At 61.6% G+C, this 12,283-nt stretch carries 15 protein-coding genes; 8 read left to right on the top strand and 7 right to left on the bottom strand.

The window, feature by feature from the left end; genetic code table 11:
* The first annotated feature begins 117 nt into the window (after positions 1–117).
* Entirely contained in the window at positions 118–420 is a 303-nt protein-coding gene (locus tag E3T41_RS18980; protein ID WP_370257251.1) for an integrase core domain-containing protein, read from the top strand.
* A 10-nt stretch (positions 421–430) separates the two neighbouring features.
* Here E3T41_RS18980 and E3T41_RS07155 read toward each other — a convergent pair whose 3' ends face one another.
* The 3 genes from E3T41_RS07155 to E3T41_RS07145 form a co-directional block, all read right to left on the bottom strand.
* Positions 431–658, bottom strand: a complete 228-nt coding sequence (locus E3T41_RS07155) for a transposase (protein ID WP_166787567.1) — start codon at positions 656–658, stop codon at positions 431–433.
* 193 nt (positions 659–851) lie between these two features.
* Entirely contained in the window at positions 852–1,322 is a 471-nt protein-coding gene (gene cynS / locus E3T41_RS07150; RefSeq protein WP_092452497.1) for a cyanase, read from the bottom strand.
* A 34-nt stretch (positions 1,323–1,356) separates the two neighbouring features.
* Positions 1,357–2,016: a carbonic anhydrase gene (locus tag E3T41_RS07145; protein WP_134477886.1), complete on the bottom strand. Its 660-nt coding sequence runs from the start codon at positions 2,014–2,016 to the stop codon at positions 1,357–1,359.
* A gap of 115 nt (positions 2,017–2,131) precedes the next feature.
* Between E3T41_RS07145 and cynR the strand changes: the two genes are divergently transcribed.
* Positions 2,132–3,004 (top strand): transcriptional regulator CynR, encoded by an 873-nt coding sequence (cynR, locus tag E3T41_RS07140; protein ID WP_206750979.1) that lies wholly within the window; start codon positions 2,132–2,134, stop codon positions 3,002–3,004.
* Between the two features lie 957 nt (positions 3,005–3,961).
* Here the strand turns inward: cynR and E3T41_RS07130 are convergent.
* From E3T41_RS07130 to E3T41_RS18745, 3 genes are all read right to left on the bottom strand, one after another.
* Positions 3,962–4,657, bottom strand: a complete 696-nt coding sequence (locus tag E3T41_RS07130) for a hypothetical protein (RefSeq protein ID WP_092452507.1) — start codon at positions 4,655–4,657, stop codon at positions 3,962–3,964.
* Positions 4,654–5,211: a DUF2243 domain-containing protein gene (locus E3T41_RS18975; RefSeq protein WP_198416395.1), complete on the bottom strand. Its 558-nt coding sequence runs from the start codon at positions 5,209–5,211 to the stop codon at positions 4,654–4,656. Before E3T41_RS18975 ends, E3T41_RS07130 begins: the two co-directional genes overlap by 4 nt.
* A gap of 431 nt (positions 5,212–5,642) precedes the next feature.
* Positions 5,643–5,765, bottom strand: coding sequence for a hypothetical protein (locus tag E3T41_RS18745; RefSeq protein ID WP_255411816.1), 123 nt, complete (start codon positions 5,763–5,765; stop codon positions 5,643–5,645).
* A gap of 117 nt (positions 5,766–5,882) precedes the next feature.
* Between E3T41_RS18745 and E3T41_RS18970 the strand changes: the two genes are divergently transcribed.
* The 3 genes from E3T41_RS18970 to E3T41_RS07110 are packed head-to-tail and all read left to right on the top strand — an operon-like array spanning position 5,883 to position 7,656.
* Complete coding sequence (locus tag E3T41_RS18970) at positions 5,883–6,371, top strand: multicopper oxidase domain-containing protein (RefSeq protein WP_370257247.1); 489 nt, start codon at positions 5,883–5,885, stop codon at positions 6,369–6,371.
* Positions 6,305–7,186, top strand: a complete 882-nt coding sequence (locus E3T41_RS18965; RefSeq protein ID WP_370257244.1) for a multicopper oxidase family protein — start codon at positions 6,305–6,307, stop codon at positions 7,184–7,186. Before E3T41_RS18970 ends, E3T41_RS18965 begins: the two co-directional genes overlap by 67 nt.
* A 47-nt stretch (positions 7,187–7,233) precedes the next feature.
* Entirely contained in the window at positions 7,234–7,656 is a 423-nt protein-coding gene (locus tag E3T41_RS07110; RefSeq protein WP_092452517.1) for a DUF302 domain-containing protein, read from the top strand.
* 422 nt (positions 7,657–8,078) lie between these two features.
* On the opposite strand, the gene trxA is transcribed toward E3T41_RS07110, so the two are convergent.
* A complete protein-coding gene (gene trxA, locus E3T41_RS07100) occupies positions 8,079–8,435 on the bottom strand; it encodes a thioredoxin (protein ID WP_134477884.1) in 357 nt (118 codons plus the stop codon).
* A 571-nt stretch (positions 8,436–9,006) separates the two neighbouring features.
* On the opposite strand from trxA, the gene E3T41_RS07095 reads away from it, so the two are divergent.
* The 3 genes from E3T41_RS07095 to E3T41_RS07085 form a co-directional block, all read left to right on the top strand.
* On the top strand, positions 9,007–9,387 hold the full coding sequence (locus E3T41_RS07095; protein WP_092452524.1) for a hypothetical protein: 381 nt from the start codon (positions 9,007–9,009) through the stop codon (positions 9,385–9,387).
* Between the two features lie 93 nt (positions 9,388–9,480).
* Positions 9,481–11,226 (top strand): SulP family inorganic anion transporter, encoded by a 1,746-nt coding sequence (locus tag E3T41_RS07090; protein WP_092452528.1) that lies wholly within the window; start codon positions 9,481–9,483, stop codon positions 11,224–11,226.
* Between the two features lie 384 nt (positions 11,227–11,610).
* Positions 11,611–12,283, top strand: a 673-nt coding sequence (locus tag E3T41_RS07085; protein WP_134477882.1) for a hypothetical protein, incomplete at its 3' end; no start/stop codon positions are given.

Below are 12,283 nucleotides of genomic sequence, written 5' to 3'. Positions count from 1 at the left end.
TACCACTGGCCGCCGACTTGGATGAGGTCCTCGTAGAAGGTTGTCTGGCCGTGCTCGTCCTTGTCGTAGTCGAAGACCGGCTTGGCGCCAATTTCGGCCAGAGTGGCCTAAGGGTGTCTGAACCGGCCCGAGTTCCCCGACCGGTTCTACAGCCTCGCCGAAGCACGCTCGTTCTGCACCGAATTCTACGACTGGTACAACGGCGAACAACGTCATTCGGGCACTGGTATGCACACCCCGTTCAACGTTCACCACGGCCGCGCACCCGCTATCCATCACGCCCGCGCCCGCGTCCTCACGACCGCATATGCCGAGCATCCTGAACGCTTTGTGCGGCAGCACCCGCAGCCACCAACGTTCCCGACGACGACCTGGCTCAACGAACCCGAAAAGGAAGGAACGAACTCAATGACCGGCTAAAGAAACTGACTCACAAAGGTTGACATCTTCCCGGCATCGGCTCAGCCGCGGCGGCGACAGAGCGGGCCTCGTTCTCGGCGTTGAACTGCTTCACCCACAGGCCCAAAGACTGATCCGTGATGCCGAGCTCGTCGGCGACGTGCTTGTTCGGCCGGCCCGTCGTGATGACGAGCTGCACGGCCTCCGCGCGAAATTGAGGGGAGAACGAGCGCTTGGGCTTTTTCTCGTTACTGGTCAATTCGTTCAACTTCCTAGATCACGATGCCGTGTCCAAGAACAGTGCAACGCGCCAAACGGCCGCCCACCCGCCTCGACGTTGCGCGTGCGATGTCGATGGTGCGTCGGACGAAATCCATGATTTGTCGTTGCCTGCGAGGTTGTTTCATGGGATAGACGGCGGCCCCGATCGCGAGGCCGCCGCCAGGCCTGGTTTAGAAGGGTTTGGTGGGCAAGTATTTTCCGTCGAGGGTGATCACGGCACGTGAACCGCCTTCGGGGTCTTCAACTTTCTTGATGTCTAGTTTGAAGTTGATGGCGCTGATGATGCCGTCACCGAACTGTTCGTGGACCAGGGCCTTCAAAGTGGAGCCGTAAACGTGCATCATTTCGTAAAACCGGTAAACGGTGGGGTCGGTCGGGATGCCGCCGGGGTTGCTGCCGCGCAGCGGAATAGTCTGCAGCAAAATTGCGGCGTCCTTGCCCAGACCCAGCCGATCAGCGACGATTTCCGCAGCGGCTTCGGGCAACGGATGCTGACCGAGCAGGGCGGCGGTGACGAAGACAAGGCTCAGGCCAGTGCCATCGGTCAGTTCCTGCCAGGAGAGGTCCTTGCGCATCTTGGCGTCGATGATGGCGGCGGTCAGTTCCTCGCGCGGAGCCTGGGTGTTCTGGGAATGAATCATGGTGTTTTCCTTTTCTTTTGGTGATGTGAGGTGGTTAGGCGGCCAGGCCGGAGACGGCAGGCGCGGCATGGTCCTGCGTATTGCCCGCAAGTGGGACAAAATGGCCGGTGCCACCGTGCAGGGTGTCCATGGAGCCGGTTTCGATGTCGTAGACCCAGCCGTGGAGGTTTAGCCGGTTTTGATCCAGGGCTAGGGCGACGGAGGGATGGGTCCTGATGTTGGTCAGCTGGGCGATGACGTTGCCGCGGACCATGGCCTTCAACGACTCCTGGGCCGATCCGTGGGTGCGGGCGGCGTTGACGGCCTTCGCCGCGTCGGCGTGGGCAAGCCAGTTGGCCACAGCCGGCAAGTGGTCCAGGTTCGTGTCGGTCGCGATGGCAGTCATCGCTCCGCAGTCGGAATGGCCACAGATGATGATGTCCGTGACGCCCAGGACGGCGACCGCGTACTCGACTGTCGCGGAGACACCGCCGGGCTCCGGGCCGTAGGCGGGCACGATGTTGCCGGCGTTGCGGATCACGAACAGGTCACCCGGTTCCTGTTGGGTCAGCAGCTCTGGCACGACCCGGCTATCCGAGCAAGCAATGAACAAGGCCTTCGGGTTCTGGCCGGTGGCCAGCTCCTTGAAGAGTCCAGAGCGCGCCGGAAAGGCTTCCCGTTGGAATTTCAGAAAGCCTTTAATGATGTCTTGCATGGGCTGTCTCCTCGATGTTTTGGGGGATAACTCAAGGATGACGGAAACTATATATAGTGTCCAAGACCTCTTTATGATGGAGTCAATAAGTAATTTCTATAGTTGGAGAATTGTGATGTTGCGCCACATTCGTTACCTGGCCGCGGTCGCGGAACACCAGAACTTCACTCGTGCGGCCGAGGCGCTCCACGTCTCCCAACCGACGCTGTCGCAACAGATCAAGCAACTGGAGAACTCGTTAAACGTTCAACTCTTGGATCGGTCCGGACGGACCGTGCGGCTGACAGACGCTGGCGCGACCTTCCTGCGCTATACCCAACGCGCGCTGCGGGAACTTGACGCCGGAACCCGGGCCATCCACGACGTGCAGGACCTGAGCCGTGGATCGCTCCGGTTGGCGATGACTCCCACGTTCACCGCGTACCTGATCGGTCCACTGGTCGAACGTTTCCGCACCCGCTATCCCGGCATTAACTTGAGCGTGCAGGAGATGACCCAGGACCGCATCGAGGTGGCGCTGGCCGAGGACACCCTCGATCTAGGCATCGCATTTGCCGAGGTGCGTTCGTCCGAGATCGAGGCCCAGGCGTTGTTCGTCGAAACCCTCGGCTTAGTTGTCGGCAACAACCACCCCCATGCCGGACAGCAGGCACCCATGACCCTGCGGGAGTTGGAACAGGAGCAGCTTGTGCTGCTTAGAAGCGATTTTGCGACTCGGCGCCACATCGACGGGTACTTCCGGGACCACGGGGTTGCCCCGCGCATCGCGATCGAAGTTGACTCCGTCAGCGCGATCATGGAAATCGTTCGCCGCGGCCAGCTCGCCACCATGCTGCCCGAAGCCATTGCCCGCGAACAGCACGGGCTCAACCCGGTTGCCGTACTGCCAGCCATTCCACACCGTACCGCAGCCCTGCTCAGACGAAAAGGCGCGTACATGAGCGCAGCCAGCCGGGCCTTCACCGAGCTGATATCGACGTGGAGCTAGCCGCCTGACCCTGCCGCGGCCAACGCAGCCACCCTCAAAAGACCTGTCCAACACCACCGATACGTCACAGAGAAAACCAACGAGGGCGCTGGGTGGCACGAAACATCATCGCGGGGATGTCCTGTCTCGGGACGTCCCTGAACTTTATGTCTCGGGACCTCCCTGACACTTATTTCTTAGGTCGTTTCTGGCGTTTCCGGGACACGTTGTGTTCGCGGCAGAATCGGGTCACAGCCCCTCGAGGGGCGTCGTCGGGCCCGAAAGCGATGATGAGGCGGAGGTCGGTGCGGGATGGGTTATGTGTCATTCCCTATCGTGCGGGTTCCGCGTCCCGCTGCCGAACCAAGCCCTCGAGACGGGGTGCAATAACGAAAGTCAGCGAGGTGCTGAGACAGAACTGTCAGATTGGGAACGAGACTTTACACGTGGGGTGTGACACCCCCGTGTTGGCCTTCAAAAACCACAGGCCGAACCCTTGTAAGCCGGAGCGAAGAAAATCGCGGTCCTCCGCGTCTCAGCTCCAGCATGACTAAGGTCCCGGTCGCGTCCTGGGCGAGGGTCTGGTCGATCTGCAGGCCGATTTCGGTCCCCGGCACCATCTCCCCGGAGGCCAGGTGCGATGCGATGAGTTTCTGTGACACGTTGTATGCCACGGTAAGCGCCCTCCCTCGATAGCGGTGCCCACCGACATCCGTCGGTATGAATTGGCCTCCGGGGCATGCCACTGATCCGAGGTAGGCCACTCGTGGCACCGGGGCTAGCCTTCTCAGAGAGAATGGACATCCGCGATACCGGATAGATGGGCGACTCAAGCGGACTACACCGCTACCCGCTTGAGCGCATTTGAGTAGGCCGGGCGATCTTGATCATTCTGTCGACGGATGAGGTCCAGGACCGTGCGGCACTGTGCGCGCTCGCACGGCGCCTGGACCTCAGTTTTGAGCCGTTCGCTCGCAGCTAGTGCAGGACTCCGCAGGCAACCGGGTCAGTTGCCTCGGCGGGGAGGGTGGGGTCGAGCTCACTTGCACCCTCGGGAACGCTGAGGTTGTATGTTCCGTTGCCGTCGTAGTCGTTTCCGTGGATTACGACAACACCTTCACCGTCGCGGATGGCCTCGGCAATCTGCGCGGCGGTGCCGATCCCTTCGGCTCCCGGATAGCCTGTTCCCGCCACGTCCGTGAATCTGATGTTGGTCCGGAGGTAGTTATAGGAGCCATTTTTCGAGACAGGGAATCGGGAAACGTCCAGAAAACTGGCCGGCGTAGTGTCTCCACTGGTGTTCAAGGACACCACAACGGGGCCGTACGCCGGAACACCCTCAACGGTGTTCAGTCGTCCGTCACCGTTGCTGTCCAACGCGAGCGTGGGACACTCATTCAAGGCCTGTTCGCCGTAGTGGATGTGCTGTGCGTGCGGAGCATCGGGCGTCAAACCCCTCGCGCGGATCCCGATCGCCCGGATCGTCTCGCCGCGAACGACCGCGACCGCCGTTCCAGACGCTCCTGAGCCGTTAAGCTCTGTGAGGTGGGCGGTCAGCACCACGTTGCCGCGCACCGATTTTGGGACATGCGCTGATGCCGGCGCAGCGCCCAGTGACATGGCGATGAGCGCAGCTGCACTCGCGCCCAGCACCAGTCTGATGTTCTTCTTCACGATTCACTCCTATGTGTCCTCGCCCATCGGGACGATCCCGACGGTAAATGCGACAGCGTTGATACGTAACCCTCAGCCGAATGCCTTGGCATTATTGGAACGCACGCACGCATGCCTGCGGCGAAGAGTATCCGCAAATCGGGTTTCCGGACAGTGGTGATTGCTGACTCTGTACGCATGCTTGCGCCTGCCCCTTGCCGCTCCTCGCCGCACGGGTCTTGCCCCACCCTGCTCCGTGTCGGCCCGCGGTATCTCTGTGTGACGTCGCTGTTTATCCAGATCTCGTCATCAGAGCACCCAGCGCTAACACAAAGCGCGCGATCGGCGGTGGGCGACCTCTCAGACGTTGCCGGCGTCGCGGCGCTGGGGAGCATGTGGTGCCACTGCAGGATCTGATGCAGCAGGCTCCCATCCACGAATTCACCCAATCCGATACCGAAGATGGTGCCGGGTAGACCGATCCCGCGGGGCTGCGCGCGCGTCCCCCCGATCGGGGTCGAGATGGTGACGAGCTTGGCGCTAACAATGGCCTTCCGATTCCACCCGTTCGTCATGGCTTCACGCTATATCCCGCGACGCCGGGGCCGAGTTCGAAGCTGTCAAGTCCTCGCGTTGGGCCCTTTTTGTTGCGTGAGTTTTAGCCGGTTGCACCGGTGTGTGAGGTACGTGCCGTTTCACGTGCGCGGACGATCTACTCAGCCAAGACTTATACCTCTAGGGGTATGGTGGAGATGCGGATCAGTAAACGAAAGGAAGTAACTCAGATGATGTGGGGTAACGGAAGTATGGGATGGTCCTGGGGGTTCGGCCTACTAGCTATTGCCGGTGTCGCCGTGCTTATTTATGTCATTGTTCGTTTTTTGTCGAACAAATCCGGAAGCGATGACACGCGATCTGCTCCGAGGCAAGCTAATTCGGCCGGTGCCAGGCAGATTCTTGAGGAGCGGTTCGCTCGGGGGGAGCTCACTGCGGAGCAACTGCGTGATCAGCTGCGGGTGCTCGAGGAGGGCCGGTAGTGCCCGGTCTTAGTCGCCGTAGCGCCCTGATCCTCGGCGGGGTCGGGATTGCGGCCACGGCTGTGGGCGGAGCGGGTTTCTTTGTCAATCAACGGATCTCCTCGACGACGTCACCGGCTATACCGTCCGGGAGCGACCTCGTCGAGCCCCCGGAGCTACGAAGCGTCAGCGGTACTCTCACCGTTGATCTCGAGTCTTCCCCCCAACAGGTGACCATTGCTGGTCGTGATGTGCGTGCGCTGAGTTACAACGGTGGCGTGCCCGGCCCCACACTGCGCGTTCGAGCGGGAGACACCCTCAACGTCAGCCTTCGCAATGGGCTGGCAGATCCGAGCAACCTGCACGTGCACGGTCTCCATGTCTCGCCCGAGAACAACAGCGACAACATGTTCGTCACCGTCGCAGCCGGCGCCTCCTTTGATTATCAGTACGAATTGCCCGCCAATCACCCGCCGGGCGTGTACTGGTATCACCCGCACCACCATGGTTTCGTGGCCGATCAGGTATTCGGCGGGCTTTACGGCGCCATTATTGTTGAAGACCCCGACCCATCCCGGCCAGCCGGGAACGTGTCCTCGTCATTTCCGACATCACCCTTGATTCCGCGGGAACAATTCCAGCGGCCACAGCGATGGAGAAAATGTCCGGACGCGAGGGAGACCTCGTCCTGGTCAACGGTCAGCTCACCCCCAGTATGACTTCCCGCCCTGGTGAGCGGGAACGATGGCGCATCGTAAATGCCTGCGTGTCCCGCTATCTGCGGCTGCGCCTCGACGGGCAGCAGCTGTCCCTCCTCGGAATTGACTCCGGACGGTTCGAAGCCGCGCACGACGTCGACGAGGTCGTGCTGGCCCCGGGGAACCGGGCCGACCTTCTCGTCACCGGCACGGCCGGCAGCTCCGTGCTGCGTACGCACACCTATGACCGAGGTATGTCCGGCGGAATGATGATGGGAGGCGGAAGCTCCGCTGGAGCCGACGACGTCGCGCTGGCCTCCTTTGTCGTGACCGGTGACGACGTCACGACAGTCGCCGCCATACCCGGCCAGCCCGCTCCACGAGACCTTCGCACGGCTACCGTAACCGCTCGACGCGAGTTGATCTTCGCGATGGGAATGGGCGGGGACACGGGCAGTGGCATGGGTGGAAACATGGATGGCGGAATGGGTGGAGGAGTGGGTGGGGGCATGATGTCAGCCACGATCAACGGCCAGGTATTCGATGCCACCCGGGTCGACACGACCGTGCAATTCGACAGTGTGGAGGATTGGTTGCTGACAAATACCAGCCCGCTCGATCACCCCATGCACCTGCACGTGTGGCCGATGCAGATTATCGAACAGTCAGGCCAGCCCGTCAAAACCATCATGTGGCAAGACGTCGTGAACATCCCGGCACGCAGCACCGTGCGAGTACGTATCGCGTTTGACGACTTCAGCGGACGTACCGTGTACCACTGCCACATTCTTGACCACGAAGACAGAGGAATGATGGGAGTTATCACCGCAAACTGACAGTAGCCGCAACCATCAATTCGAAAAAAATGGATTAGGAGAAATCAATGAACTACGCACACACCATCACCGTCTCGCTGCCCTACGAAGTAGCCGTCTCCAGGGTGCGGGAAGAACTAGCCAACCAAGGATTCGGCGTTCTTACCGAAATCGACGTCCACGCGACCTTCGAAACGAAACTCGGCGTGGAAAGTGCGCAGGCACTGGGCGACTACCTGATCTTGGGTGCCTGTAACCCCGCCCTCGCCGAACAGGCGCTCACTGCAGAGCCCGACATGGGCTTGCTGCTTCCGTGTAACGTCGTCATTCGACGAAGCCCGTCAGCGACTATCACCACGGTTCAAGCTATCAACCCACAAACCATGGTCCAGCTGAGCAATTCCCCGGGGATACAGAACGTTGCTGATCAAGCCGATCAGCGTCTTCTCGCCGCGCTAGCCGCTCTCCAAGGAGAAAGCAGCAGCAAGTAATACGCGGTCTAGCCCGCTGAAGCACGGCCAGAATTTTATGGCCGTGTCAGGCGCTAGCCGCGCTGGTGGTCCGATTGGCGATCTGGCAGGCTTCACTAAAAGATGGGCCGGGTGCCGTTAGCGTCCGAGTAACCGGGACCAGAATGATCCGGTCGATTTTTCTTTGACATGCCCGGCGCATTGNTGCCCGGCGCATTGTTGGTTGCGTGGCACACCGCGCATGACCTGATCAATGTGCTGACCGCAGCCCGCCCACGTTGTCTTTTGGCACACTTTGCACGTTACGGCACGACACATAAGGATCTCCATTCAATTCGGTGAACTAATCATAAAATAATACACCAGGGGGTATTCTGGCCAGGTGGTGACAGGACGTGCCGCCTGTGAGCCTGCTGCCAAGCGGTTTCGCGGGGGCGCGAGGTTTAGCGGGTGGCGATACTGGCGCGCACGTCGTCCATGTTGAGGTTCTCGACGCCGGCAATGAGCTCTTCCAGGCTGGCCGCGTTCAGGGCGCCTGCTTGGGAAAAGACGAGTACGGAGTCCCGAAACGCCATCAGCGTGGGGATGGAACGGATGCCCGCGGCTGCGGCCAATCCCTGTTCCGCTTCGGTGTCGACTTTTCCAAAGGTGATTGCGGGGTGTTTTTCAGACGCCGCGCTGAATGTCGGGGCGAAACTGCGACACGGGCCACACCACTCGGCCCAAAAATCAACCAACACGATGGGACTCTGGGCAATGGTCGCGTCAAAGGTGGTCTCGGTGAGATCCGTAATAGACATAATAACAGTATATACCTACTAGGGTATTTTGCATACCGCGTGGGGTATACGCCAACTTGGCAGATATCCAGCGCGGAAACGGCCTACAAAGAGTTGATCACACACACCTGGCCGACGTATTCGGAGACCGCGTCCCATCAGATCACCTCTCGCCGGGAGCGGAACATGGCCAGAATGCAGGTGCGCCCCTGGGTGAGGTTGCCGACGGATGCCTCGGTGCGCGAGGTCACGGATCGAGCGTTGGCGAGGTCGCCGAAGGTTCAATCGGCGACGACAGCATGGTGACAAGTCTTGCAGCTTCAGGCGAGTGTAGGCGCCCTCGCGCTGTGGATCCCACATGCAGGGTTTTCTGGCACAGGACCTGGATGTTTATAGTTTTGGGCTCCCATTTTTACACGTTTCCCACCAGATTCGCAGCAATTTGAACCCCTGAATCCCCGGTAAGCACCGGGACTCAGGGGTTTTTCCGTGCCTCGAAATCGCGCAACCTGTGAAAAGGTGCAGCCTGGTTGAGACGCTTGGCGATCGAGGGCTGACCGGGCGATCGTGCAGCCAACCTATGCTGAATCACATGGCAACCGCAGACGCCACCCTGCTCTGCATCATCCTGGTATTTCTCGCCATCTTCCAGCTGCTGCTGATCGCAGGCCTGCCGCTCGGGCGGTTCGCCTGGGCCGGCCGGCACGAGGTGCTCCGGACATGCCAGCGCATCGGCAGCGCCCTCTCGATCGCGCTCTACCTCGTGTTTGCACTCCTCGTACTCGAACGGGCGGAGCTGACGTCTTTCATCTACAGCGCGAGCTTCATCGGCGTGGCCGTGTGGGTGCTCACTGGGTACTCCACGCTCAGTGTGATCATGAACGGGATCTCCCGCAGCAAATCGGAACGCCTTGTGATGACGCCGGTGAGCCTTATGCTGGCGGGACGGTGCCTGGTCGTCGCGATCAGATAAACATCCGCTCAAATCAGCATCCGCTCGACGTGACGGCAGCGGCACACTCGATGAAGTCCAGACAGCAGACGAGGACCGGACTACCGTGAAGTCATGCCAATCGGCGGATTCCGCGGCGTTGCCTTCAGCCTGATCCCGGGGTTGAACACCGCCCTGCACTACCAGCGCGCGTGGCTGATACCTGATCTGCGCGCCGGCATCGTGCTCAGCTTCCTGCTGATCCCGGCCGGTATGGGCTACGCGGAGGCCTCCGGGCTGCCCGCGTACACCGGCCTGTACGCGACGATCGTGCCGCTGCTGCTCTACGCCGTCTTCGGCCCATCGCGCATCCTCGTGCTCGGTCCCGACTCGGCGCTCGCCCCGATCATCGCAGCGTCGATCCTGCCGTTGGCGCTCGGCAATACCGAGCGAGCGATTGCCCTCGCCGGACTCCTCGGCCTGATGGTCGGCCTCATCCTGCTCGTTGCCGGAGTGCTGCGACTCGGCTTCGTCACCGACCTGCTCTCCAAGCCGATCCGGGTCGGCTACCTCAACGCCGTTGCTTTGCTCGTGATCATTTCGCAGATTCCCAAGCTGCTCGGGTTCTCCATCGACGTTCCCGGCCCGATTCAGGGGATGGGCGCAATCATGCAGGCCGCTGCGGCGGGGAGCATTGTCGTCGCCGCGATGCTGCTCGGCCTCGCCTCCCTCGCCGTCATCGTCGGGTTGCGTTTCCTGCTCGGAGGGCGCATCCCTGGCGTGCTGATCGCGGTCGTCGCGTCCATTGTGGTTACGGCGATCTTCTCGCTGCAGAACGTGCTTCCGATCGTCGGCGCCATGCCGCAGGGGCTCCCCGCACCGGCGCTCGGCGGCCTCGTCTGGGGCGACGTGGTTTCGCTGATCGGACCGGCGCTGGGCATAGCGCTCATCGCCTTCGCTGACACCGGGGTGCTCTCCCGCACGCTCGCGGCGCGCCGCGGTGACAGTGTGAACGGCAGCCAGGAGATGGCCGGACTCGGACTCGCCAATATCGGGGGTGGGTTCTTCGGCGGCTTTCCGATCTCCGCCTCCACCTCACGCACGCCCGTCGCCGAGCAGGCAGGGGCGCGATCCCAGCTGACGAACGTCGTTGGTGCCCTGATCATTGTCGTCTTCATGCTTGTTGCCCCCGGCGTAACCGGGTACCTCCCGTCGGCCACACTCGGCGCCGTGGTCATTGTGGCCGCCGCCAGCCTGGTCAATGTTTCGGGCGTCTCGCGATTGTGGCGGATCGACAAAACGGATGCCCTGCTTTCGATCGCCGCGTTCCTCGGCGTTTTTCTGGTGGGCGTTTTGCAGGGCATTCTCGTCGCGATCGGGCTGTCTCTGGTGGCGTTCGTGATCCGCGCGTGGCGTCCGTATCGGGCGGAGCTCGGGCGCATTCCGGGTGTGCGCGGGTACCATGACCGCTCCCGGCATCCGGATGCCGATCGCGTTCCCGGCATCGTTATTGTGCGTTTCGACGCCCCGCTGTTCTTTGCCAACGGGGGTATCTTTGATTACTACGTGCGCTCGGTGGTGCGGCGGGCGGAGCGGGAATCGGAGGCTGATGGCACGCCGATTCACACCGTCATCCTTGCCGCCGAGCCGATCACCGATATCGATACGACCGCCATTGACGAACTGCTCGAGCTTGACGAGTACCTCGCGTCTCGGGGGGTGACGCTCGTGCTCGCCGAGATGAAGGGGCCGGTGAAGGACCGGCTGCAGGCCTTCGGACTGGGCAACAGGTTTCCACCCGAGCGGCTCGCGCCGACGGTGGGCGCCGCGGTTGATGCTGCGAGTGGGGAGCTTCGCGACGATATCGGCGGAGCGATTTGAGGTGGTCGCGGTGGCCTCTGACTCGGGGCGGTGCGACCTCACCAACGAAGTAGACCACTACATTTAGTCCCTTCGCTCGGCTCAAACTCGCGCTCGATCGCTGGCCCGTCCGACGCGCGCATGGCTCTCGCTGCAAAGCAACTACGATTTCCCTGCGAGACCCGGCCATTTCGGTTGGTCGAGCTTGCCGAGACCGCCATGAACCAGCGCGAGCAGGCCTGCGAGACCCGCCCGTTTCCGTTGGTCGAGCTTGCCGAGACCGCCGTGGACTGGGCTGAGCCGGTCTCGACAACGCGTGGTCGGCCCGAATGCATATTCGCACATAAATCCAAACATATTTGAGAATCTCTCGACTCTGGCGCATGGTTTTGGTATACTTCTTCTATGAGCCAGAGCGGCGATACTCCCCAGCCGGGCCGTGTCGATCCGTTCTTCGCGGCTCACGGCTACTGGTCGTCCACACCCGAGGAGCGTGCCGAGTTCGAGGTGTTCTGGGCGCAGTGTCAGGCTGATTGGCGGCTCCAACTGGCCGAGGGGCTCGGAGATTGCGCCCCATACGATGACCTCGACCTGGAACCGGTCAACACGGAATCGGTCAACCTGGCATCGGTGAGGGCGGAACCGGTCAACCGGGAATCGGTGGCTCCGGCAGCTGACCGCCCGGAACTGATTGACGGCCCGACCATTCCGGCCGACCTCGATCTGACCGAGGTGTTCGCTGCGGTGCCGCCCGAGCATCTCTTCGATGAGGACCTCCGCGAGGAATTCCTGTATACGAACTACCTCGCGGACAACTTCCTCCCGGACGATTTCCTCGCCGACGATTCCCTCCCGGCCGAAGGCGCCGCTGGTGAGTTCTCTGCTGGCGCCGATAACTCTGGACAACCCGACCCGGCCGACGACAGCCCCGCGGATGTGCTGAGTCCGTTCCAGCGGCACCAGGCGCAGTTCGTCGACCGGGTGCTTTACCTGGAGAAGGTGATCGCGTGGGCGCAGGCGAGTAAGGCTGAGGTCTTGACTGAGGCGTGGGATTACACCACTAACAGTGCTGAGACCG

This window comes from Cryobacterium sp. Hh38 (assembly GCF_004403235.1).
In the GTDB taxonomy this organism is placed as follows: domain Bacteria; phylum Actinomycetota; class Actinomycetes; order Actinomycetales; family Microbacteriaceae; genus Cryobacterium; species Cryobacterium levicorallinum.
The sequence above is the reverse complement of the archived record's forward strand: the minus strand, read 5'-3'. Positions and strand labels throughout refer to the sequence as shown.